The organism is Enterococcus phoeniculicola ATCC BAA-412 (assembly GCF_000407505.1).
GTDB classification, from domain to species: Bacteria; Bacillota; Bacilli; order Lactobacillales; family Enterococcaceae; genus Enterococcus_K; species Enterococcus_K phoeniculicola.
Map to the genome: position 1 here is coordinate 282725 of NZ_ASWE01000003.1, position 25156 is coordinate 307880.

Annotated in this window: 21 protein-coding genes; 12 read left to right on the forward strand and 9 right to left on the reverse strand. The window is 36.5% G+C overall.

Features of this window, described 5'->3' with window-relative positions; translation table 11 throughout:
* The first annotated feature begins 11 nt into the window (after positions 1-11).
* Together I589_RS12070 and I589_RS12075 are read left to right on the forward strand one after the other, a co-directional pair.
* Entirely contained in the window at positions 12-1127 is a 1116-nt protein-coding gene (locus tag I589_RS12070) for an acyltransferase family protein (protein WP_010768045.1), read from the forward strand.
* Between the two features lie 57 nt (positions 1128-1184).
* Positions 1185-2060, forward strand: coding sequence for a triphosphoribosyl-dephospho-CoA synthase MdcB (locus tag I589_RS12075; RefSeq protein WP_010768046.1), 876 nt, complete (start codon positions 1185-1187; stop codon positions 2058-2060).
* A gap of 145 nt (positions 2061-2205) precedes the next feature.
* Here the strand turns inward: I589_RS12075 and I589_RS12080 are convergent, their stop codons facing one another.
* Both I589_RS12080 and I589_RS12085 read right to left on the reverse strand, forming a co-directional pair.
* Complete coding sequence (locus I589_RS12080; protein ID WP_245561647.1) at positions 2206-2496, reverse strand: hypothetical protein; 291 nt, start codon at positions 2494-2496, stop codon at positions 2206-2208.
* Positions 2497-2626: 130 nt separating this feature from the next.
* A complete protein-coding gene (locus tag I589_RS12085; protein ID WP_010768048.1) occupies positions 2627-3025 on the reverse strand; it encodes a hypothetical protein in 399 nt (132 codons plus the stop codon).
* A 566-nt stretch (positions 3026-3591) separates the two neighbouring features.
* Between I589_RS12085 and I589_RS12090 the strand changes: the two genes are divergently transcribed.
* From I589_RS12090 to I589_RS12100, 3 genes are all read left to right on the forward strand, one after another.
* Positions 3592-6441 carry an endo-beta-N-acetylglucosaminidase gene (locus tag I589_RS12090; protein ID WP_010768049.1) on the forward strand — a complete coding sequence of 950 codons (2850 nt, stop codon included), beginning with the start codon at positions 3592-3594 and terminating at the stop codon, positions 6439-6441.
* Positions 6442-6786: 345 nt separating this feature from the next.
* A complete protein-coding gene (locus tag I589_RS12095; protein WP_010768050.1) occupies positions 6787-7374 on the forward strand; it encodes a TetR/AcrR family transcriptional regulator in 588 nt (195 codons plus the stop codon).
* A 75-nt stretch (positions 7375-7449) separates the two neighbouring features.
* The gene (locus I589_RS12100; RefSeq protein ID WP_010768051.1) at positions 7450-7680 is read left to right on the forward strand and encodes a hypothetical protein; all 231 of its coding nucleotides are present in this window, start codon (positions 7450-7452) and stop codon (positions 7678-7680) included.
* 18 nt (positions 7681-7698) lie between these two features.
* Here I589_RS12100 and I589_RS12105 read toward each other — a convergent pair whose 3' ends face one another.
* The 4 genes from I589_RS12105 to I589_RS12120 all read right to left on the reverse strand — a co-directional run bounded on the left by I589_RS12105 (position 7699) and on the right by I589_RS12120 (position 12472).
* Positions 7699-8421, reverse strand: a complete 723-nt coding sequence (locus tag I589_RS12105) for a GntR family transcriptional regulator (RefSeq protein ID WP_010768052.1) — start codon at positions 8419-8421, stop codon at positions 7699-7701.
* A gap of 85 nt (positions 8422-8506) precedes the next feature.
* A complete protein-coding gene (locus tag I589_RS12110) occupies positions 8507-9610 on the reverse strand; it encodes an SGNH/GDSL hydrolase family protein (RefSeq protein WP_010768053.1) in 1104 nt (367 codons plus the stop codon).
* 48 nt (positions 9611-9658) lie between these two features.
* Positions 9659-11068 (reverse strand): PTS transporter subunit EIIC, encoded by a 1410-nt coding sequence (locus tag I589_RS12115; RefSeq protein WP_010768054.1) that lies wholly within the window; start codon positions 11066-11068, stop codon positions 9659-9661.
* 222 nt (positions 11069-11290) lie between these two features.
* The gene (locus I589_RS12120) at positions 11291-12472 is read right to left on the reverse strand and encodes an MFS transporter (protein WP_010768055.1); all 1182 of its coding nucleotides are present in this window, start codon (positions 12470-12472) and stop codon (positions 11291-11293) included.
* A gap of 295 nt (positions 12473-12767) precedes the next feature.
* On the opposite strand from I589_RS12120, the gene I589_RS12125 reads away from it, so the two are divergent.
* The 4 genes from I589_RS12125 (at position 12768) to abc-f (ending at position 16698) form a co-directional block, all read left to right on the forward strand.
* Complete coding sequence (locus tag I589_RS12125; protein ID WP_034685215.1) at positions 12768-13283, forward strand: DNA-3-methyladenine glycosylase I; 516 nt, start codon at positions 12768-12770, stop codon at positions 13281-13283.
* Between the two features lie 439 nt (positions 13284-13722).
* On the forward strand, positions 13723-14391 hold the full coding sequence (locus I589_RS12130) for an HI_0552 family protein (protein WP_010768057.1): 669 nt from the start codon (positions 13723-13725) through the stop codon (positions 14389-14391).
* Positions 14378-14998, forward strand: a complete 621-nt coding sequence (locus I589_RS12135) for a hypothetical protein (RefSeq protein WP_010768058.1) — start codon at positions 14378-14380, stop codon at positions 14996-14998. Before I589_RS12130 ends, I589_RS12135 begins: the two co-directional genes overlap by 14 nt.
* A 254-nt stretch (positions 14999-15252) precedes the next feature.
* The gene (abc-f, locus tag I589_RS12140) at positions 15253-16698 is read left to right on the forward strand and encodes a ribosomal protection-like ABC-F family protein (protein ID WP_010768059.1); all 1446 of its coding nucleotides are present in this window, start codon (positions 15253-15255) and stop codon (positions 16696-16698) included.
* A gap of 562 nt (positions 16699-17260) precedes the next feature.
* On the opposite strand, the gene I589_RS12145 is transcribed toward abc-f, so the two are convergent.
* The 3 genes from I589_RS12145 to I589_RS12155 are packed head-to-tail and all read right to left on the reverse strand — an operon-like array spanning position 17261 to position 20247.
* The gene (locus I589_RS12145; protein WP_010768060.1) at positions 17261-18361 is read right to left on the reverse strand and encodes an SIS domain-containing protein; all 1101 of its coding nucleotides are present in this window, start codon (positions 18359-18361) and stop codon (positions 17261-17263) included.
* 6 nt (positions 18362-18367) lie between these two features.
* The gene (locus I589_RS12150) at positions 18368-19183 is read right to left on the reverse strand and encodes an HAD family hydrolase (RefSeq protein ID WP_010768061.1); all 816 of its coding nucleotides are present in this window, start codon (positions 19181-19183) and stop codon (positions 18368-18370) included.
* Between the two features lie 8 nt (positions 19184-19191).
* The gene (locus I589_RS12155) at positions 19192-20247 is read right to left on the reverse strand and encodes a LacI family DNA-binding transcriptional regulator (protein WP_010768062.1); all 1056 of its coding nucleotides are present in this window, start codon (positions 20245-20247) and stop codon (positions 19192-19194) included.
* 182 nt (positions 20248-20429) lie between these two features.
* Here I589_RS12155 and I589_RS12160 point away from each other — a divergent pair, with 182 nt between their 5' ends.
* Genes I589_RS12160 through I589_RS12170 form a run of 3 tightly spaced genes read left to right on the forward strand, consistent with a single transcriptional unit; the run spans position 20430 to position 25071 of the window.
* The gene (locus I589_RS12160) at positions 20430-21398 is read left to right on the forward strand and encodes an ROK family protein (protein WP_010768063.1); all 969 of its coding nucleotides are present in this window, start codon (positions 20430-20432) and stop codon (positions 21396-21398) included.
* Entirely contained in the window at positions 21385-23760 is a 2376-nt protein-coding gene (locus I589_RS12165; RefSeq protein WP_010768064.1) for a glycoside hydrolase family 9 protein, read from the forward strand. The genes I589_RS12160 and I589_RS12165 overlap by 14 nt, the downstream gene beginning before the upstream one ends.
* Positions 23761-23763: 3 nt before the next feature.
* Positions 23764-25071, forward strand: a complete 1308-nt coding sequence (locus I589_RS12170) for a PTS sugar transporter subunit IIC (RefSeq protein ID WP_010768065.1) — start codon at positions 23764-23766, stop codon at positions 25069-25071.
* The last annotated feature ends 85 nt before the right edge of the window (positions 25072-25156 follow it).

The window sequence follows — 25156 nt, forward strand, 5'->3', positions numbered from 1 at the left end:
GAGAAGATGACATGTTTGAAGATAAAGAAATCAACATTAATGTAAGTGATTTTCAGAAGGTATTTGCAGTTACAGCAGTTATGATGCAGACAATCTTAACCTTTGCGTTGAGCAATGCTCATAGTGAAACAACTGCCGCCTTTATCGGTGCCTTTTATGTAGCTGTAAAATATACAGCGCCAATGTTTATTTTTGCAATTGTTTATAATATGGTGAAAACAAGTCAGCATCTAAGTTATCTAGAATTTTTAAAAGAAAAATTTTTTGAACTCGTGGTTCCTTATCTGCTATGGACAACAGTCTATTTGTTTGTATTTCCAGCAGTTCAGCAAAAAGTTCCTTATACAGATACAGCATCCTTTTTGTTGAAATATATAACTGGAGATGCAGGTCCACATTTATGGTATACAGTAATGATGCTGCAAATTCAATTGCTTATGCCGTTTTTTGTTTGGTTAGGGTATAAAGTATTTGAACAAAAGAAACACGTTCTTCCTGTTCTTTTATTGTCTACAGTCCTCTATGTAGCGTGGTATGTATTCTATCAAAATCAAGTATTTACAGGCGCACACAATGAAGACTGGTATTTACTTGACCGTCTTGTCCTTAGTTTTATGGTATATGGTATCTATGGCGCGGCAGCATTTCGCTATCATGAAGTACTGTACAATTTTTTAAACAAGATCCGATTTGCTTTGATTCCTATTGGGCTAGTGATTACGATGTTTGCCATTCAATCACTTTTATCAGCTTCTGGGGATGTCAGCTTTGGAAATGCCCCTTATTTAAATACGATTCAAAGCTTGTATAGTTTATTGATTGTTCTTTCTGTATTCTTGTTTGCATCAAAAATGATTTTAAAAAATTCATCAAGTCTACCTGTTTTTAAATGGCTGTCTACGTATGCTTATCGAACCTATTTAGGAAATGTGTTTGTTTTCCAAACATTATTACTCGTGTTTAAAGATACGTGGTTAAAACTTCCTACTGGAGTGATGATTTTCGTCGCATACTTTATGACAGCAACTTGCGCCTTCTTATTGACGCATGTTCTTCATACCGCATGGGAATGGGTGAAGGGATTTATAAAATCAGAAAACGAAACAATGGAATTAGCAAAAAAATAATGATGAGTTATTAAAACGTGTAAAAAGTTAAACGAAAATGAAGAAGGAGTTCTAAGGATGAATGAATTTAGTCATATGAGCGAATCAATCTGTTGGGAACTAGCCAAGAGGGTAGAGAATGCCTTGATTGATGAGGTCAGCTTGACCCCAAAACCAGGATTAGTTGATCGAAAAACAAATGGTTCTCATGAAGATATGAATTATGCACTGTTTATTAAATCAGCAAGAACCTTAACTCCTTATTTTTATGAAATGGCACAAGCAGCATGGAAGAAACCCATCAATCGAGGGCTTCGAGAAACGATTGCACGAATTGGTCGAAAAGCGGAAGCTGCCATGTATCAGGCGACAGACCAAGTGAATACTCACAAAGGAGCAATCTGGTCATTAGGGCTGATGATTAGTGTTTCTGCTAGCCAATTGAGTCATGAGGGAAAGATAGAGTTGCCAGTTTTTTTTGAAAATATTGCGACTCTCTCTGCTTTTCCTGATTTAACCTATCAGAAAAAGAACACGACACATGGCGAAAAAGTAAAAAAGCAATTTGGTGTGAATGGTGCATACGGAGAAGCTGTAGCGGGCTATCCACATGTACAGATTGCCTTGATGGAGGCAGACAGGCACACAGATAAGTCAAAAAAAATGAGAAGCCTTCATATGCTTTTGGCAATTATCGGCTCATTAGATGATACATGCATTCTATATAGAAGTAATCAGCAGGTATTAGAGCATGTACAGCTTCTTGCAAATGAAGCCAATCAGACACGATTACCCAATCAAGCATTTACACAACTCATTGAGTACTGTGAAGAAAAACAAATTTCACCAGGTGGAAGTGCAGATTTGCTTGCAGCTAGTCTATATGTTCAATCAATAGAAGAAATGATGTTCTTTGATGGACAACTCTTGTTAAGAAAAGAATGTGTGAGATAAAATAGACTAGGACAGAGGAATTTATCAGATTCTCTAGTCCTAGTCTGTTTTTTTCAATTACGAACTTTATAGCCCAAGTTTTTGTCTCCGCCTAACGGTTTACATGAATAAGAGAGAAAATTAAAAATACATACTAGTAGAATGGTCATCCATTTTTCTTACCACGTAGTCTACGTTCATTACTTGTAAAACCCACAATAGCTATGATAGCGGCACTAGCAGTAAAAAGAACATCAGATAAGGCTATCTCGTGAAATCTAAGTATGGGTGAAACTAACAGAACAAGACTGAATAGGAAGATTCGTTCACTTTTATGGGCTTGTGTCTCATACGTCATGCTTTTCCAAGTGACATGAACGATAGTAGTGCGCAACAAGTAGGTCCATAAGACGGCTAATAATACGATTGTTACGACCAGTAAAATTACCGCCACCATACCGTAATACTTAAGTTGCTGTATGAGAGAAGAGGCGATTAACAAAAGTACATATAGACTAATTAAACCCAAATAGTTCTTTTTCTTATTTGTCATTGTTCGAACACCTCTTTTTTTAATAGACTAATGATTATGAAGCCTTCCAAGTGACATGGTCTAGGTACATATATATTGCACCTTTTGATGGATGTGCTTTAATTGCAGCAACACCTTCTTTACAACGACTTCTAAATCCATTAAAACCAAGACCTACGAAACCTCCTACAACAGCACCGGGTAAACCACCTAGTGCTCCAGAGAAAATAGCAATTGCGTCTCCAAGAGTGCCCATGCCGTAACTTTGATTAAATACGGAAATCAAATGATTACCATCAGCTTTAGATGTATAGTTTATTTTAACACCAATGTAGATAATAGAGGAGCTAAATCGAGCGTTAGGATTAATAAAATGTTCATTACCATTTTCGTCAATGCCTATGATTTCAATGTTTTGAGAATCAGTATAATCTAGTACGGATGAAGTTATCAAAGAATCATTCACTCTTATGTTTGACGTAGCTGACGTTGTAGAAGTTTCAGCATTTATTCGGAGATATGGATAAAGAACAAGAAATTATACAATACTTTAAAGCGTTGAATTTATTAGGGGTTAATGGGTTAGAATCAGAGTTTCTAAATGATTTAAGAAACTACGAGAAACTATATGGATTGCCTGGCATTGTTATTGATAACTAGCTTCATCATGCTTGTATAAGTGAAATCAGGACGTACATCAATGCATTAAGACGATTATTTCTAAGCAATTCTCTGAAAATGTAGATAATGGTCCATTAAATCGAGTGATTTTTTATCGCATTTATAGCTTTAAAAAAATTTTACTAACACTAATTATGAACTATAAAAAAAGGAATCCATGAGATTCTTTTTTTATCTTCTTATCCAGTTAAAAATAACTAGAGCTGCAAATAGCCACTATTGCCCTTCATTTTCCACCTATATTTTGTATAAAGATACCTATACTTTGTTCATGTACTCTTGTTATGGAAAACGCTATCATTTTATATGATAGAAATAATAAATTGTAGGAGGAAATAAATGAAGTATTGTGGGTATAAGGTTGGAACAGGAGTTCTATTAACTATGGCAGCAGTAACGCTAGCAGGGTGTAACACGGCAGATAGCGCAAAATCAGAGATTCTCTACACTCAAACAGAAGAAAGTAAATTGGATCGCCCAATGGATAACCAGCCAGAGTCATCTTATTGGTTCCCAGAAGAGTTATTGTCATGGTCATTCTCAGATGATGAAGATGCTAAGTATAATGTTAGCACGGTTCCGCTAGCAAAACGCGTGGATAAGAAAAAAGTGAGTCTTTCAAATGACACACAGACCCCAGAGATGAACGTAGTTGCACTATCTATTATGAATAGCAGTACCAGCGGAAATGTCCCAAGAGGCATGAATACTTTTGATGCAAATGTCTTCTCAAATTGGCAATATATAGATCAGCTTGTGTATTGGGGAGGTTCGTCGGGCGAAGGGATTATTGTTCCTCCAAGTGCGGATGTCGTAGATGCAGCACATAAAAACGGTGTACCTGTTTTAGGAACAATCTTCTTTCCGCAAACCGCACATGGCGGTAAGCTTGAATGGTTAGATACCTTTTTAGAAAAAGATGAAAACGGTGAATTTCCATTAGTTGATAAGCTGATTGAGGTATCAGAAGCGTATGGATTTGATGGGTGGTTTATCAATCAAGAAACGGATACAACGGTAACGAGCTTTGATGAGGCAAAAGAGAATAAAAGTGAAACAAAAGATGCTGAGGACGGAGCAGCTGAGGGGTTAAATAAAAAACATGCTGATTTGATGCAGGAATTTATTGCTCAATTTAAAGAAAAAAAGAAAAATCTAGAAATCATGTGGTACGATTCCATGACCTCTGATGGGAAAATGGATTGGCAGAATGGATTGACTGATAAAAATAAAGCGTATCTGGTTGATGCACAAATGAAACCATTATCTGATAGTATGTTTTTAAACTTTTGGTGGAACACAGAGGAGCTTGCAGATAAGGAACTATTGAAGGCATCCCAAGAAAAAGCAAAAGAGCTTAAACTTAATCCATACAATTTATATGCAGGAATTGACGTACAAGAAAATGGCTATCTTACACCGGTAGACTGGAACTTATTTACAGATAAAGAAGGAACACCTTATACTTCATTAGGCTTGTATGTCCCAAGCTGGACACATTCTTCGGCAAATAATCCAGATGATTTTCAAAGCAGAGAAGAGCTATTTTGGGTGAATGCAAAAGGAGATCCAACAAAATCAACAGCACCTGAAGGAACGCAGTGGCCGGGGATTTCAACGTATGCAGTAGAACAAACGGCCATTACAGAGTTGCCGTTTGTAACAAATTTTAATGTAGGAAATGGCTATAATTATTTTATTAATGGAGAAAAAGTCTCCAATATGGATTGGAATAATCGTAGTATGCAAGATATAATGCCGACGTATAGATGGATATTTACGCATGAAAAAGAGAACGCGCTAGATGTAACTATGGATTATGCAGATGCTTTTTATGGAGGAAATTCCTTACTATTTAGAGGGAAGATGCAAAAAGATGCGAAAAGTACAGTGAAGCTCTATCAATTAGAGTCTTCATTTGAGAAAAATACGGTGTTTACTACGACTGCTAAATCTTCTGATGAAACAGAATTATCCTTAGTTTTAGGTTACGACGACGGAAGTGAAGAAACATTTAAAGCAGATAAAAAGATTGGAAAAGAATGGACGACCGCAACATATGATGTGAAAAAAGCTACTGATAAAGTAGTGACTTCGATTTCATATGAAATTACTTCTGCAAAAGAGAATGATGTTTATGAGCTTCGTTTAGGTCAATTGGCGATAACTAATGGAAAAGAGTCGAACGTTTCTGTTTCAGAAGTCAAAGTTGAAGATGCCGTATTTGATGAAGAAGAAAGTAACTATGCAGGCGTGCGACTGACTTGGGACGGCAAAGAAAGCAAAGCGTCTCATTATGAAATTTATCGTGTGAATGAGGATGATTCGCGTTCCTTTTTAGGTGCAACGCCTGCAACCAACCACTATATCAATGGATTGGAAAGAACGGACGAGACGAACAAAACAAAATTTGAAGTAGTCCCTGTAGACATAACTGGGAAAAAAGGAAAAGCTTCAAAAGTAGTGACTATGGAGTGGCCAAACAATCAAGTACCAAAAGCGAGTTTTACAGCTTCAAAAACACTCGCAGCTCCGGGAGAAAAAATCACATTTACCAATACTTCTTCTTCAAATACAGAAAAAGTCAGCTGGGAATTTGAAGGCGGCGATGTAACAACAAGTACAGATGACAGCCCTACAGTTGTTTATGAAAAAGAAGGCGTTTATAAGGTAAAAATGACTGCAGAAAACAAATCTGGAAAAACGCCAATAGAGATGGAAGGACTTATTACGATTAGCAGTGAAGTACCAAAAGAGTTAGCCTTGCTATCTCAAGGGGCAAGTACAGAAGCGTCATCATTTACAAATGAATCAGAAGCTCCAGCGTTTGCTGTAGATGGAAAACTAGACACGAAATGGTGTGCCACAGGGACGACGCCTCATGAAATTACTGTTGATTTAGGTAGTGTGAAAACGGTGAGTGAAGTTCAGTTAGCCCATGCTGAGGCAGGTGGAGAGAGTCCAGATATGAATACGAAGGCATATACGATTGAAGTGAGTGAAGACGGAAAAGAATTTACAAAAGTTTCTCGAACAATTAATAATACAGCTGCTAATAGTGCAAATACATTTGCAGCACAAAAAGCACGTTATGTAAAATTAGTCGTTGATAAACCAACACAAGGTTCGGATTCTGCTGTTCGTATTTATGAGCTAGGTGTTTATGGAGTTGAAGGTGCATTGAAATAAACCTATCTTACATCTATAGATGAGAAATTTGTTTTGCTGATTATCTGAAGTAAACTAGTGAAAAGACTAGAAAAACGAGTCTGTTTTTCTAGTCTTTTTTGAGCAGTAAAGAGATTATGAATCGGGTAAAATTTTAAAATATAGTTATTTTACTCTCTTTTAGATGTGAAAGAATTCGATAAAAGGAGTAGGTGAACAAGAGGATTATCCAATTTGATACACGTGAATCAGTAGTTAATTATTCGATTGCATATGCTCGTGTTTTGTTTTTGTGAATATTATCGTTTACATATTCATGAATATTGTGTATAGTTTATTCATGAAGAAGAATATAGAGGTGAGAATATGGCAAAACGTTTTTCTGAAGAAGATATTTTAGAGATAAAGAAAAAGCTGAAATCAGCCTGTGAAATGAGCTGGCGCACAAAGGGCTACAAGCAAACGAATATTCCTTCTTTGACGAAAGAAGTTGGAATATCTACGGGCTCATTTTATTTAATTTATAAAACAAAAGAAGAGCTGTTTGTTGAGGTTCTTCAGCATGTCCAATCTACCATGTTAACTACTTGGGCTCGCTATATCGAAGAGGCAGATTCAGCATTAGAGGGCTTTAAACAAGGAATGAACTGGTTATACCATGAATATCGCTCGTATCCTGCATTATATGATTTTAATAGTCCAGAATATGACTTGTTTTTGGCAAAGCTACCAAAAGAAAAAATTCGTGAATTAGAAGAAGCGAGCATGTCGGTATTTTCTAAAATGATTGTACACTCAAAATTAAGGTTAAAGCTGTCAGAAGAAGAAACCATCAATATTATTTCCACTATCTTATTTCTGTCGCTGATTGAGCGAGATACACTAAAAGCAACGGAAAAGACTTTCACGTTTCTTATGAATCATGCTTTAGATGATTTGTTTGAGGAGGTGTAATAACCATTGCTTTTTGCTGAAGATGATTTAGAGAAAATGAATAGTTGACTTTAAACTTTTCTAGGAGGAGAAAAAATGATTAAAACAATCAATAAAAGAATTAATAAAATTAATCGGGCAATTGGGTTAGATCTAGTTATAAAAGAACCATCAAAAGAAGTGTTAACCATGAATCAATGGATAAATGCGGCTGCAACGGTCACGTGTGTTTCTTTAGGAATTGTTTATTCCTCAAAAGTTTTATTGGGGCTAGGTGCGTTAAGCGCTGCTGGAATGGCAATCGTACAGTTGGAGAAAAAGAAATAAGTAGAAATGTAGGCTGGTTTAGTTTGCCTCATGATTTTGAACAAAGTAGCTTAAGCTGAACTGGTCAGGAACAAAGCGACTTCTTGTATATTCAATTAGTCTACCCATATCATTAAAAACAAGATTTTCCATCATGCCTACACAATTATTAGTATCTAAGTCTAATTTCGATAAGTCATCATCTGTTGCAGCGGTCACTGAAAACCGTCGTTTAGCTGCTGCAATTTTTACGTTATTTTTGCTGAAATATGCATAGATAGACTGTTCAACAATGGTTTCTGATAGTTCAGGAATCAATTCAGCTTTGAAATAACTAAGATCTAACATGGTTGCTTTTTCATTCAGTATGCGAAGACGTTCAATTTTATAAACAACCTCATTTTTTTTAAATGGAGTCGAGCGTGCAAGAGCGTCATCAATAACTATTTTTTCAAAAGTTAGCACCCGTGTTTTTGCCTCCAAATGATTGGAGGATTGGATGGCTTTTAAGCCGCCAAAATTACCTGCGCCAAATGACCATTGACTGGAGTTGAGAGATTCTAAAATTAATACCCCTCTTCCTTTCACACTATAAACATACCCTTCTTCATTTAATAAAGAAATGGCCCGACGAATGGTATTGCGACTCGCCTCAAATTCTTTTGTTAATTCATTTTCAGTTGGGAGCATTCCTTCATATCTGCGTGAGTGAATTCGCTGCTTTAATTCTTCGTATATTGGATAAAATTTTGCTATAGCCATTATTTTCCCCTCATTCTATTCTGCTATCTCCATTTTAATGGAAAAAATTAGCTTAAACAACTTATTCAACAGAAAGAAGTGGGAGTTATTGAAAAATTGTTTTTGTCAAGAAAGTAAATAGATAGGCACCAATTGTTTTTCCACCAAGCGATGAAAAATGTAAATGATCACCTGAATCCAAGCATTCTTTTAACAGAGCTGAATCTACTTCATCACAGGTGAATTCTGCTAAATGGATTGCATGTGGAAGAGTAAGGATATAATGGTTAATGTCTTCACGAATTCTTTCTTTTTCAGGAGACCATGAAGCAATCCCATGATTTGATGAACCTTTAAAAGGTGAAAGTGTAACGGGACAAAATAGACAACCACTTTCTTCGCACAGCTCTTGTACGAATTTTATTCCGGAAATTAATTCATTTGTGCTAGGAAGTTCTTGAGAAGGTGTTCCTGCTCCTGGATGAAATAAGTCATTAATCCCAGCTAAGAAAAGTACAATATCTGGGGAAGACGATAACACGTCTTTCTTAAAGCGTGCTATGCCTGCTTCACCAAAGCTGTTACTCCATTCAGAAATAGAATTACCCTTTCGCAACAAACGGTTGCCAGAGATTCCGGCGTTCATAGTGGTGAGTTTATTTGGAAAAGCCTGATATAGTCTCTGGGTTAACTCGCCAGTAAAATAGCCTTGGCTTGTCAAAGAATCACCAAAAAAAGCAAGGAGTTTTGGCGACTGTGAGGTATCTACTTCAATACTTTCTATACCATAATAAAAAGTAGGGTAATCGTCATTTAACGGCTGTAAAACTTCAATTATTTGATTGTCTAACGTGTTGGCTAACGTAAAAATGCTGTTTTGTTTATTTTTTGCTTCTATAGAAAAGTAAATGGGATGATTCGCTAATATATCAAAAGAAAGCCAATCTGTCCAACGTGTTTCTCCGGCAGGAATAGAAAATAGTTGTTCACCGTGGAGAGAAAATGCGTATGAATCGTGAAATTGTTTAGTAGTTGATAAAGAAAGATTGGTTAGGATTAATGGTGTACGTCCATATTTATTTGTTATTTTTACTCGTATCTTGTTTCCAGAAACATTTGATAAATATCGAGTTACTTGTTTTCTACTAAGAGAAAGATCAAGGTTGTGGTAATCTGAAAAAATTTGTTTCCATAATAATACTTGTGCCATGTGTGATATTTCTCCTATCATGAGTGTGTGATTGTGGACTAAACAGAGCTACTTAGACAATTTTTTTATTCGTCCATACAAAAAGGTGAGACTAAAGGAGAGAAAGAAAGCAATTGCCATCACCAAGTAGTGTTTCATCCAAAATTGTGCAGGGATAATAACAAAAGAGAGTGGACCACTAGGGCCAAGTGAAACTGCATAAATTTTCAGCAGCATAATTAAGCCGCCTGCAACTCCAGCACTTAATATAGAAAAGAGAAACGGAAATTTTGCAGGAATTGTCACGCCAAACATGGAAGGTTCAGTGACACCCAGTAAAGAGGAGGTTCCCGCTGAAACAGCAATCCCTCGATCAGTTTTATTTTTTGCAAGTAAAGCCATGGCAAAGTCAGCTCCAGCCTCGGCTACGCAAACGATTGTAATGATAGAAAGCATAAAGCTTTGTTGGGTTGAAGCAATTAGTTGAATGTTTACTGCAATAAGTGCATGGTGCATCCCTGTAACCACTAAAGGTTCCCAGAGAAGTCCGAAAAGAATCCCAGCTAGTATAGGATTAAAATCAAACAGACCTAAAATACCGCTCGTAAGCCAAGTTGCAACCTGATTCATAGTTGGTCCGATTATAAGGAAGGTTAAAAAGGCAGTTACTAAAATGGCTACAGGTGCTATAACAATTAGCTGAAGTACATCCGGAATTAATTTTTTTAAGTGTTTTTCTAAAAAAACTAATACATAAGCGGCAACAAACGGAGGAAGCACAGAGTTTTGATACCCTAATTTCATAATATTTAGTCCAAAAATAGACCAATATTCAGGGGTAACATCTCCGGAAATGACAGAAGAAAGTTGAGCCCCTGAAAGTAAATCTGCATTTATTAAGACCAGACCTAACAGGATACCTAGTAACGGATTTCCACCGAAGCGCTTGGTTGCAGACCATGCAACAAGTACTGGAATATAGGTGAATGCTGTATTGGCAATCATTAGAATCATATCCGCTAGACCTTTTATTCCCGGATAAGAGGCGATTAGTGCATCTGTTCCAAAAACACCTGGGGCACTTAAAATATTGCCGATACCTAGTAAAATACCTGCACCAACGATAGCAGGGAGAATCGGAATAAATACATCTGAAAATAGTTTTAGCCCTTTTTGGAGAACATTTAGATTAGAGGAAGGCTCTTTAGTGGCTGTGGGCTTTTTTGTTGTTATCATCTCTTGAATCATATCATACACTTTGTCCACTGTACCGGGACCAATAACAACTTGATATTGTCCATTTGAATAAAAAGCGCCTTTAACTAAGGGCAATTCTTTTAGCTTTTCTTCATTAAATTTTCCTTCCTCTTTTAAATTAAACCGTAAACGTGTCACACAATGCGTCAGCCCATTGATATTTTCATCTCCGCCAACGAAAGAAATTATTTCTTTCGCCTCCTGCTTCATTTGATTATTCATTTTATGCCCACTCCTTTATTATTTGTTTGAACAAGTTTGTTTATTTGTTCAAACAAATAATAAAATGTGGAAGCGTTTTTGTCAAGCGTCATTTAACCAAAAAAAAAGAAGAGCAAAACAAAACCAATTTCGTTTTGTCTGCTCTCTTTAAAAGTTGTTAAACAGTAAAAAAGATAAATGAAAATAAAAGGAAGCAATTCTTTTTGTTTATTTCTTAGTAGATTAGTGTGAAGCTTTCTTTTTATGTGTAACAATTTTGTTTAGTTTTTCTGTTGTTGCGAACATAATGATAACAAATACGAGAAGAAACAACGGGTATAAACCAATACTAAATTTGGCTGCAATAAGTCCAAACAATGGTGGCATAAAGGTTGTTCCTACATAGGCGAAAGCCATCTGAATCCCAATAACTGCTTGTGAATGTTCTTTTCCAAAGTTTTCAGGAGTCGAATGGATAATTGCTGGATAAATAGGTGCGCAGCCTATCCCAATAACAATCAGTCCGGTGAGCGCTACAAGCCGTATATCTGTTGGAAAAGCAACAAGAAGGACTCCAACAAATGCAATTCCGGTTCCAATTCGAATGAGTGATTTATCGCCTAAATAGTCTGCAATAAATCCGCAAATAAATCGTCCAAAGGTAATACCCAAGAAGAAAAAGGAGCCAAAGCTTGCTGCGACTTCTGGAGAAATCTCTTTTATTTGGACAAGAAAACTACTTGCCCAAAGTCCTGCAGTCTGTTCGATTGCTGAATAAGAGAAGAAGGCAATTAGGATAGCAGGAATTCCTTTTAGCTGTAAAATTTCTTTAAACGAGAGCGGCTTTGCAGCTACTTTTTTCTGTGTTTCTGGTAAGTTTTTCTGTTTCCAAAGCGGAAGGCTGATAAATAAAACAAAAGTCAAAATAATTTGTAGAATCCCAATGGTTCGATAGCCGCTATTCCAGCCTTGACCACTTGTTAGATAATAGCTCATAATGTAGGGGCTAAGTGCAGCTCCTACACCCCAGAAACAATGGAGCCAGTTCATGTGACGAGAAGCATAATGGAGTGCAACATAATTATTCAATGCGGCATCCACGGCTCCTGCACCTAAACCGTATGGAATCGCCCAAAAAATGAGTGCTAAAAAGCTATGTGAGGTCGAAAAGCCAAAAAGAGCAATCGCTGTGGTCAATACACTTAAAGCTGTAACCAGTCCAGCACCCAGCTTTCTGGTTAATTTGTCTGAAAAAATACTGGAAACAATTGTTCCTGCAGCAATCGTCATGGTAATCATTCCAGCATAAGAAACAGGAACTTGTAAATCGGTATGCATAACTGGCCATGCAGAACCAACTAATGAATCAGGTAATCCCAAACTGATGAAAGCAATATAGATAATTGCGAGTAATAAAGAATACATTGTGTGCTCCATTCGATAATTTTTATTTGATTCTTGTTCAGTAAAGTGAGAGAAACATTTGATGTGACTGTCGACTATGAGCTATCTAAGTCAATAGGAGAGTTCTCATAACTTCTATTTTAATCTATTTTAATCAGTTGTGCTTAAATTAATATTTTTTTGATAAGAATAAAAAAAGTTTGCGTATTCTAATATGAGCACTCAAAATCAGACATATGATAAACGAAAAGGTGAGAAAGGATAGTTAGGGTACACTTTTTAGTAGAAAAAGAAATAGTGAAAAGGAGAGATTAATCTGAATAATTATCAATGGTACAGTGAACAGTGGGGGAAAGAAACCCGAGATGATCAGCAGTTATTTTTGCTATTAACTGTGGGCGTTTTTCAGGCTGGGCTAAGCTGGAAGGCAGCAGCAGGGAAAAAAGCAGTTTTTTATCGGAATTTTTGTGAGATGGATTTTCGAAAAGTAGCAGCATTTTTCCCAGATGATATTGACCGTATTTTAGAAGACCCTGAGATGATTCGCAACCCAAGAAAAGTTCAAGCTGTTGTAAAAAATGCACGAGCAATTGTCACTTTATTAAACGAGTACGATAGTTTCTCAGACTATTTATGGGATTTTGTGGGCGGTGTGCCCATGATTCATACTTACGAAACACAAGAGGAAGTACCGGCTGTTCTTCCAGAAGCGACAATGATTGCCAAGGATATGAAAAAGCGTGGATTCTCATTCGTCGGTCCAGTCGTAACGTATATGTTTTTAAAATCTGCAGGAATCATTCAAGACCAAGTGATTAATAGAGAGAAATAAAACAATCTTGAGCGAATGCGATAAAAATTAACTATTCCGATTCATCTATTAAATAAGCAGAGGAGAATCACATAGTTAGCTTACGAAAATAAAACGAATTTTATTTTAGACGCTCATGGGTATAAAACTCCATTACAAGAGGTAAGATAGGTCGGATTTAAAAAAATAAGAAGTTGATACAGATCACTTTGTACGAACAATTGTCTTTCTAGCTGCTTATTTAACAGACTGACTCTGTAGCTAGAAAAATTATCTTGGTGGTTCTGTATGAAAGGTGGAAAGAATTTCCTGTGCAGCAAAGTTAATAAATATAGATAGGGAAGTATCGAGAAATTCAGTTTTTTTTTTACTTTTACTTCTTAAAAGGGCTCATCCAAAATTAACTGAATAAGAAAACAATTTTTTTACAGGACTAGTGATAAAATAAAAGGAGAATGAAATGAATATCATAGCAGATGATTTTGCTCTTTTTAATCGGAAATACTTTACTTTTAAACAGTTGAAGGAAGAAAAAAGTATAGAAGAGATTGAAAAAATAAAAGATACCTATAAGGAACATTGGCAAAAGTGGAAGGCTATACAACTTCAGACAGCTAGTTTATTGCCTAAAGAATTTTTGATGAGTCAACCGAAAATTGAGAGCTGGACAAACGGCTGGAACTTGCGCAACCACTTTTGGAGTGCTTATCGTAGTGAAAATAGGAAAGAAGAGAGTGCCTGTTTAGCGGTACTGCTTAATAAAAAGCAATACCAAATTTACTTAATGTTTCAGCATTATAAAAGTGAAGAGAGAGTGGGCAATAAACAGGAATACAATCATTTGCTGGATTCTTTAGCACAATGGAGTCAAGAAGTAGATATTACAGATTATTATATCTGGCCTCAGCCTGAGCATGAGTTAGAGGAGCATCTCTCTTTATCCACATATCTCACAGACGAAGCACAACAAAAAGAGTTGAAGAAAGCGATGAAGGATAAAACCTTTCAAATAGGAAAGTTACTTTATAAGAAAGAAGAAATCAAGGATGTGGAGAAAATTACCGCAAAAACACTACAGGAATTAGCTCCTTTATATAGTTCAATAGGTCAAAAAAATGAAAAGATATAGTCAATCGAAAAAGAAAATTCGTGGCTGGAAACGCAGAGTTCGAGAAATCGAAAGATGGAAGAAAGTAGCAATGAATGTAGACAGTCAGTCACTTGAAAGAAATCAGCGAATCTACGTTAAATTTTGGTCGTCTTCGTTTTATTCGTTAGATAGGTACGAGCTTCCTAAATGGTACAAGCAGCACGTGGTTCAAGCATTAGCTGACATTTACTTTTCTTGGAAACAGACGATAGAAGAGATGGGTACCCCGTATTATTTAAAAATTTGGCTATTTGATCATTCATTTATGCAGTCTCAAGTCGTTGCTAGTATAGGTGAGGCTCTTTCGTTTTATGAAAAAACATTTGAGCTGTCGAAGAACAGGGAGAAATGGATTATTTCATACAATTTAAATGAAGCTGCAGACCTTTCTTGGGAAACTGGATTTTTACCTGGTAGCTGGACTGAGGAGGAGTTCAGAGAAGGACTACTTAATGGCTGGTATACTGCTAAGGAAATAAAAGAAATAAAAAAATCCGTTTATAAAATAGAAAAAAGTGAATCAACAACTATCTATTGGATAAAAGAGGATACCGTTTGGTTAGGAAGTGAAGCAAGGAGAAATTGACAAGCTATTGATAGCCTGTTACACTAAATAAAATTAAATGATAGAGGAGGAACCCTAGATTGAACAAATAAGTCATTATTTTAGAAGACAAATGAGTAAGAAGATTTGTACTTTTCAAGATGGCTAATCAATCTAGTAAATTCCTAATAGATAAAGAAGGAAAGCAGCTCTAATATTGCGACCTTCCTGTTTTTTTACTTGTGTTTTAGACCCTAACTTGAAAAGTCAGGGTCTTTTTTGTGGAGGAATGAAAGATGACAAGTATTCAAATAAGGAATATGAGCTTTGGTTTTGAATATCAGGAGAACCCAATTTTTCAAAATGTCAGCTTAAATCTTGATGATACATGGAAACTAGGTTTAGTTGGAAGAAATGGGCGAGGAAAGACTGTATTATTACAGTTGTTGATGAGGACTTATTCTTATCATGGAACGATTAAGTATTCAAAAGAATTCGTCTATTTCCCAGTGGAAATAAATGATATGCAGCAACTAACTTATTATGTATTAGAAGAAATTGCTTCATTTGAGCAATGGGCGCTTGAAAAGGAATGCCAACTGTTAGATGTGGATGTTTCTAAATTGTGGCAGCCATATGAAACGCTTTCTGGTGGAGAGAAAACAAAGCTGTTATTAGCTATTTTATTTCTTGATAAAGGGAAGTTCCCACTAATTGATGAACCGACAAATCATCTGGATATAAAAAGCAGAAAACAAGTGAAGGACTATTTACAAAAAAAATCAGGGTATATCATTGTTAGTCATGATCGTGCCTTTTTAAACGAGGTAATCGACCATACACTTGCCATTGAAAGAGAGCAGATTGTTCTCTATCAGGGAAATTATGAAACCTATGTCAAGCAAAAACAAATACAGGATAACCAAAGAGAAGAAAAAAATAATAAATTAAAAAAAGAAATTCAGCGCTTAGAGAAAACTGTGAAAGAAAAAAAAGAATGGGGAGATGCACGGGAGCAAAGCAATGGCGGCAGAAACATAGCCGCTAGGTTGATGAAACGTGCGAAAGCCATTGATCATAGACGACAGACTCAAGTGGAGGTAAAAAAGAGTTTACTAGATAATCGTGAAGAAAAAGAAGTACTGAGTATGACCCCTCGTTCTTCCTATAAAAAAGCGATTCTTCAATTAAAGGATTTTTCGTTAGGATATGAAAAGGGGAAATATTTATTTCAACCAGTTACAGTTACAGTCAATCAAGGTGAACAAGTGGCAATTGTTGGAAATAATGGGGTGGGGAAAACTACGCTGATGCGCTATTTTTTGCAGCCGGAGCATTTTTTTACGACTGGAGAATGTTACTTGGCGGAGGAGCTGATAATAAGTACAGTTTCTCAGGAAATTACTAGGATGGGGACATTAAAAGAATTTTCGGAGACAATGCAGTTGGATTATACAAAGGTTCTTACGTATTTAAAAAAATTAGGTATGGAGCGTACAGCATTTGAAACACCGATTGAGCAAATGAGTAGAGGACAACAAAAGAAAGTAGAGTTAGTTAAATCTATTCTTCAAAAAGCGGATTTATATTTGTGGGATGAACCATTGAACTATTTAGATTTATTCGCTCAGGAACAGCTTAGTGAAAGTATTGAAAAGGCCAAGCCCACAATGATTTTTATTGAACATGACACGTTGTTTTGTCAAAAAGCAACAAAACTAGTAGAAATAAAAGCAAACTAGTTTTCTTGTTTCAAACAGAGGGGGGGACAGACGTGTTCAGCTCCGGGAACAGGTAATGTACATCATTGGAAGTGAAACTTCGTGATTTGCAGCATAGGGGACTTGTGCATCATCGAAAGTGAAACTTCCGTGATTTACAGCAATGAGAAGGAGTTCACGATGATGACAAGAAACAACAAAGATTTTCTTTCAATGTTGACTGACCCTGAGTGTTCCTCAAATCTTTAGGGCTTTCTTCTTATTTATGAAGCCTTCAACTCTAGCATGTCCCATGCGTAGAAGTTGTTGAGAGACAAATGAAGTGGAGACCTTCAATTCTTAAAGCGTCTCGCTTCTAGAGAGTGATGAGAGCGAAACGAAGTGGAGACCTTCAATTCTTAAAGCGTCTCGCTTCTAGAGAGTGATGAGAGCGAAACGAAGTGGAGATGAGTTTCTTCTGTTTCCAACCCTTATTAAGATTTTACGAGTGTGGACTATAACTTAGATAGTTATAGTCCACACTTGTATTGAACGGAATTTAACTTATAGGAGGGCGTTTGTTCCAACCTCCATAGCTGTGCGGTTAAACATAATCTTGAACGGTTGTTTTACTTTTCACAGCTTGAGAGAAATCAGTAAAGATACGCTTGGTGATATCGATTCCTTTTTCTCTTGATATATACCAGCAGAATATTTGGAAAGGAAGTATTGCCAAATAAGGTGCTTTAAACTCATCTTTACAGTTGCCCAAAGCAAGAGTGTGTGAATCACTTGATACACTTTCGCGCAAAGAAATTGTAAATACATGAGTGGTATGCTTTTGTTCGTAAGCTTTTAATAATCCTGCTTTTTCAATAATTTCAGCTTTTGCAGGTGTATCAATAAAAAATAACCGATGCTCTGAATTGATTTCTAAATAAGGACCATGCATAAAGGCTTCCAGCTCAACTCCCTGAGAAGGAACACGGATGGTTTCAGAAAATTTTGTCTCCATTTCTTTCGCAGTTCCTACACTTGGTCCATAAGCAATTGAAGTAAATCGAGGAGCTTCTTTAAAGTCTTTACGATGCGTATCAAAAAATAAAGAGGATTGTTTTATTACATGATTAAATTGAGCAGTAAGAGCGAGGAACTCCTGTATCTCGCTAGCCTCTTTTTCCGCAGAAATAAGTCCTTTTTTCACACCAATTCGTAGACCAAGAAGCATAAGAGCAAGAACGGTTGCTGAAAAGCCTAATGTAACGTAGCCGACTCTTTCTCTTCCTGACAAAATATCTAAAGTAGAAGACGTAACTTTTGTAATCTCACTATCGGGAATACTTGTTACAGCCATTGTGTGAACCTTATGATGTTGAGTTACCTTTGACATGGCTTCAATCGTTGAGGTGCTTTGCCCACTTTGAGAAACCCCTAAAACCACTTGAAGCGTTGGATCAATTGTTTCGTAATGTGTAAAATTATAAGGCTCTTCAATGGAAATCTTGATTTGTGCCATTTTTTCAATATAGTATTTTGCACTTTTGGCAGCATTGATACTTGAACCAGCTCCCAGAACTAACCAGTTATCTGTATCTAATGCCAAACCTTCAATTGCTTTATCTATATGTTTTGGATAGGTATGAATAGCAGCTGTTAAAGTGTCCTGCTCCTCTAAAATATAAGAGAGCATTGTTGGATTTGTCATATTTTATTACTCCTTTTGGTTAAAATAATTGATTAGAAAATTGGCAATACCATCTTCTAAATTTGTATCTGTAACAAATGTCGCTTGTTGTTTTAGTTCATTCACAGCATTCCCCATAGCGACACTGATTCCAGATGCTTGAAGCATTTCTAAATCATTTTGTCCATCACCAAAGCTGATAATTCTTTCTTTAGGAATAGCTAGCTCTTTTTGTATAGCTTGAATAGCAGTTGCTTTATTTATCCCTAAAGGAATTAATTCGATATTATTTGGGTGTGAAGAAGAGACAGAGAGTAACTCACTTTTTTCTAATATATGCCGAATTTCTTTTAATTCGGTTTCCTGATTATCTGCGATGATGATGCCATTGATAATCCGGTTTTTCACAGAAAAGAGTGTATCAAGTGAATCAATAAAACAAAAATCTTCTTCACTATTTCCAATCCGAGATTGATCATTTTTTTGTAAATACTCGGGTAGCTGTTGAGTATAAAAGACAGTATGCTCACCGAAGAAAAATACAGGGAGCTGTTTAGGTGCAGTTGTCTCGTAAATTTTTTTCAAAGCATTCTCTGAAAGCTGTTCTTTATGAAGTGTTTGATTGATAGAATAGACACTTCCATTGGAAGCAACGACTTGAGTTTGTTCAGATAGTTTGTTTGCTATTTGAATGGCAGATGAGTATTTTCTTCCAGTTGCAACATAAAATAAATGGCCTTTTTTTTGGAGCATGTTAATGACCGTTTTGTTTTTTTTAGAAATCTCTTGTTGATTATTTACAAGCGTACCGTCAATATCCATAAAAATTAAGTGTTTATCCATTTTTCTGCTCACTTTCTTCCGATACCGCAAGACTCACGTATAATTAAGTCCGGTGAGTGTAAGTCAACAGTTTCTAAAGGTTCTTCATCAATTAACTTCAATAACCTGGTAACGGCAAGTTTTCCTAAAATTTGATTGTGTTGATTAATAGTAGTAATTCTTGGAATCTGATAATCTCCATCAGGAAAGCTGTCACAGCTTGCAATAGCAATATCTTCTGGACAGGACAATCCGTGGTCGGCTAAGGCGCGAAAAGCCCCGATTGCTACACGATCATTGATTGCTAAAATGGCATCCGGAAGAGGCGTCTGTTGTTTAAGAACAGAGGTCATACTGTTATATCCATCTTCTGTGTAAAAATCACTAAGATAGATAAGAGAAGAATCAAAACTACTGTAAAGAGAAAGTGCCTTCTCAAAGGCCTGCACCCGTTGCGTTGTAATCTTAACACCCTCTTCTCCTCCAATAAAGCCAATCCGACGATTTCCTAATGCAAGCAGATGTTGAACGGATAAAAATACGCCCTTTTCTAAATCTCTTTCCAGAAATGAACAAGAACAATCCACCTGATTTTGTCCAATAATTAATACGGGCACTTGATTATTTAATTGTTCCAAAGCTTGTAAATATTCTTTTTGAGGTATATCACGGTCAATTTCTCCTCCAAGAATAATGACACCATCCACTTTTTTTTCAATAATCGTTTTAAAAGTGTCTCTTTCTGTAAAACTACTGTCAGCTTTTTTTTGGCGACCTGCAGTCATTGTATTGAATAATAAAAGAGAATAGTTTTGTTCACCACTGGCAAGTTCAATTTCAGATACCAAGGATGTAAAATAAGGATTTGTAATATCTGATACAACGACAGCAATTGTCCTTGTTTTATTTGAAACCATCCCTCGAGCAAGCATGCTAGGCTGAAATCCTTCTTTTTCAATAATTGCCTGTACCTTTTCCCGCTTGGCAGGTGAAACTGAAGGATGGTTGTTTAAAACACGAGAAACGGTTGACACAGACACATTACTTTTTTTTGCTATTTCTTTGATAGTAATTGTTTTTTTCATTCGAAAGCGCCTCCTCGCTACCAGTTTAAGATAGTCTTGAATAAAAATCAAGATATTTTTGGTAACGTTTCTAAATGTTTAAAAAACAGTTGACAGAGATAATTGATTGAGGTTATGATGTCGTTGTAAGCGCGAACAGATTATTTTTATTTGGTAACGTTGTCAGATGAAGAGGTGTAAATATGCAGGAAACAATTTTATCCGTTGATTTAGGCGGGACAAAGATACTTATTGGAGAAGTAACACAAGAAGGAAAAATTCTATCTAGTAAAAAATATTCTTCAAATGTAACAAGCCAGCGATTGGCTACTGAAAAAATTACAGCAGCAATAGAAGATTACCTAGAGGAACAACCTATTTATGGGAAGTTGCTAGGACTTGCTGTCTGTGTGGTGGGAAGAGTGGATACAAAAAATGGTATATGGATAGAGATTCATCCAGGATTATCTGAACCTATTGATTTAGTTAAAGAGCTGAGAGAGACCTTTAAGCTACCATGCTGGATTACAAATGATGTTACAGGGGCTGCATTAGCAGAGCAATTTTTAGGCATGGGGAAATTCACAGATGATTTTATTTACCTCAATATTGGAACAGGAATTGCTGGAAGAATCATCGCCGAAAAACGGTTGGTGAGAGGTGGAAGTTTCAATGCGGGAGAAGTCGGTCATATGGTTGTAGATATGTCTAGTGAAGAAGTTTGTGCGTGTGGAAGAAGAGGCTGTGTGGAGTTATTTGCATCTGGATTAGGGATGCATAATCAAACATTGAAATACTTAGAAAAGTATCCTGATACTTGCTTGACTCCAATGGAGAATGAAAGAATCTCATTTCAAGAATTGATTGAAGCGTATGAACAGGAAGATAGGCTAGCGAAAAAGGTAGTGGATCAAGCGTTGCATGCCGCTGCCGCTTTAACCATGAATTTGATTCGAGTAAGCGATCCTGAAGCGGTTGTCTATGGAGGTGGCGTGATGAATGATGGCTGGTTTTTGTCACATTTGGTAACGTTACTAAATGAAAAAACGATTCGATTTGTAAAAAAAGGATTCCAAGTAACGACACTGGATCCAAATACAATTGCGTTGAAGGGTGCCGCAACAGGCGCATTTATGAAACTGAAAGGAGAGCTGTTAGATGGATCAATTTAAAAAAGAGTTAATCCGTTCTGGATTTATTCATAAACCACTGCCATTAAATCGAATGAATTCATTTGAAAAAAATCAGAAAGAAAAAGAATGTATTGTATTTAGTCGACCTATTATTAACGAGTATCATGCATGGATTCATGAGGGACGCGGACGCATTGAGACTACGGAAAAATCAGTTACTTTAATCAGTTCAACACGCTACTCATCTTGGGCAGAAGGGGCGCCAGAGGATGGAGATTACGTAAATTTTGGAGAAGTCTGCGCATATCTTCCTCTCCAAAATGAGGATTGGACAGACTTTACACAATTGAAATTAGATATTTCAGCGATTTGTAAAAATGTTATCAATCCCAATGTGATTCTTACTGTAGAAAATGATGGTGTGATTAAAATCCCAGATGTATATAACCGCGAAGGAACGCATGTTATTAATTTGGAAGGACAAGAAAAGCAAACGTATGTATTAGATATCAGCAATTTGCCAAGAGATGCAGTGAAGGGAATCCGTATTTTTTCTGGAGCAAATGGCTCTTATATGAATTTGCCTGGAGAAATGAATTATACTGTTGAAAATCTTGTTGTTGAAAAAAATGAGCAAAGAAGTTCAGCAAAAGGATGGCGTGCGCCAAAAAAAGAAATTGTTTTTTCTCATATCGGATATGGAACAAACTATTCGAAAACAGCCATTCTTAATGCGGATGAGTTTTCTGAAGGGACGTTTCAATTAATTAATGCAGAAACAAATCAAGTAGTTTTTGAAGGGAAGATTATACAAGTAGCTACGGAAAATGGCGTGTTCGGTTTGTTGGACTTTTCAGAATGGAAAAAAGAAGGATCGTATTATCTACGAGTGGCAGAGAGTAAAACCGAAGTGTTTAAGATTGGACCCTCAGCTAAGTTAAAAGAATCATCTATTTGGAAATCATTAAATTTTATTTTTTGTGAACGTTGTGGCTGTCCTATTCATGGAATTCACGGTACTTGTCACGAAGATATAATTGTATCGTACAAAGAGTCACTAGTCAGCTTCAATGGTGGCTGGCATGATGCAGGAGATCTATCTCAACAGCTCATCCAAACAGCTGAGGTTACTTCTAGCTTGTTTGAAGTGGCAGAGGAACAAAAAACAGACGAGCTTCTCTACCTTCGATTATTGGAGGAAGGCGAATGGGGACTTGATTTTATTCTGAAAACACGTCTGGATAATGGAGATAGAGTGACAAGCGCAGGAATTACCCGTTGGACAGATAATCGCATTGGAACGATGGATGATGCAACACCTAGAATTCATAATAGTCCATATGATAATTTTCTTATTACGGGAATTGTTGCAAAGATTATTCGCTCTTTACCTGCAACATATGCTATGAGACCTCAGTTGCTACAAATAGTGAAGGAAGATTACCAGAATGCCCTTGCCGGGTATAAAAAGACTGGATATACACATGAGCCTGTTTTTTGGGAGCATACCTATAGTACATCAAAAAGTTTATTTTTAGCGACGATGTCTTGGACTGCTGCACTAATGTATCAATTAACGCAAGAAGATATTTATAAAAATCAAATGAAAGACTGGTTTGATGCCCTTCTTTTATGCCAAGAGTCAGAAGGAATTCTCTTACTGAATGGTACCAATATTAAAGGGATGTTTTATCGAGATGAAACCCACAAAGTCTTTCAACATTTTAACCATCAAGCAAGAGAACATTTATATGCCCAAGCTTTTGAAGAAGTCTTAACAGTGAGCGAGAATGAAGACTGGCAGAAACGTGCGAATGATTATGCTGATTATTTAGAGTTTTTAGCTGAATTTACAGATCCGTATCCAATGTATGCAAGCGGTATATATAAAGAAGATGAGTGGACGGATGAAGAAAGTTTTAATAAACAACATTTATTAGTTGGCGATGAGGCAAAAGAGAGCTATCAAAAACAACTTCAACTGGGAATTAAGATTGCCGAAGGATTTTATATTAAACGATTTCCTGTTTGGTTTTCTTTTAGAGGAAATAATGCCATTCTTCTTTCCATGGGAAAAAGTGCAGGAATTATGGGACGTTTGACAGAAAATATTCATCTAATGGATATTGCAGATCAACAGCTGCAATGGATTGTTGGAAAAAATCCATTCGGTCAGTCAATGATTTATGGAGAAGGCTATAATTATGCACAGCAGTATTCCGTTTCTTCCGGAGAAATCACTGGAGAAATGCCAGTAGGAATACAAACATTTGGAGAAGAAGATGAGCCTTATTGGCCACAGTTTAATAATGCTACCTATAAAGAAGTATGGGTAGGAGTTGCTGGAAAATGGTTATCAGTGGTTGCGGAGTTACTAAAATTTGAACATAGAGGAGATTAGAACATGAAAAAAGAGAGCTCATTTAATAAAGAAGCATTTGGAGAAAAAGTTGCTGTAATGGCTAATAAAGTTGCAGTAAACCGATATATTTCAGCAATCCGTGATGCATTTGCAAGTACTATTCCCATTACAATCACAGCTGCCTTCTTCTTGTTAGTAAATAATGTCTTGCTAGCTGAAAAAACAGGACTTTTACGCGGTATTCCAGGAAGAGAAATGATTTCAGAGATTTGTGTGCAGGCGTACAACGGAACGTTAGGTATTTTGGGAATTATGGTAACGTTTCTAATTGGTGTTAGACTAGCTCGTTCCTATGAATCTGACGGTGCTCTTGAAGGAATCGTCGCATTAGCAGCCTATGTTTCTTTAGTACCAAACATAATTAGTATCACCGGTGTTGAGGGAACGGAAATTCAAGCTTCAGGAGCATTAACACAAACCTACACCAGTGCTTCTGCCATGCTTTTAGGAATTCTTGCTGCATTAATTAGCGTGCCATTAGTGGTGAAGCTGACTGCTAATGATCGATTGAAAATAAAAATGCCTGAAAGTGTTCCTCCGGCAATTGCAAAATCATTTAATAGCCTGATTCCTGCATTTTTCACTATTAGTTTATTTGCTATTGGTGAGGTAGTCTTAAGAACGGTGACTGGACTGACTGTTCCAGAGATTGTTGTCAATATTTTACAGGCTCCTCTAGTTGGTGGTTTCCAAACCTTGCCAGGAATTTTATTATATGTGTTTTTATCAACCTTCGTATTTATTTTTGGGATTCATGGCGCGTTTGTATTCGGTGCAATTTCAGGGCCTATCTTATTAACCTCTCTTCAGCAAAATGTCGAGGCTATAGGCGCAGGCGCAGCAGCACCTAATATTGTTACACAACCATTTTTAGATGCGTATGTATACATGGGTGGCGGCGGAACAATGATTTGTCTAGTGATTGCTGTTCTCCTCTTCTCAAAAAGACAAGATCAACGGATGATTGCGAAATTAGGTGGCGTTTCTAGTTTATTTAATATCAGTGAACCAATGATGTTTGGTTTGCCAATTGTTTTTAATCCAGTATATGCTATTCCATTTTGTATTGTTCCAATGGTATCTACTATTTTGGCATACCTTGCAACAAGTCTCCACTTAGTAAACCCAACCTATATATTGATTCCATGGGTAACGCCACCGGTATTATCTGGCTACCTTGCAACAGCTGGTGATTTTAGAGCCGCCTTATTGCAAATAGTGATTATTATTATCGGTACACTCATTTATATTCCTTTCGTTCTATTTTCAAATAAGATAGAGGAAGCATAAAAAATAAATAAAAAAAGATCAGAAGTGGATTTAGCCTTAAAAATAAGTGCTAAATCCACTTCTGATTGTTCTGTTTACTAATAGC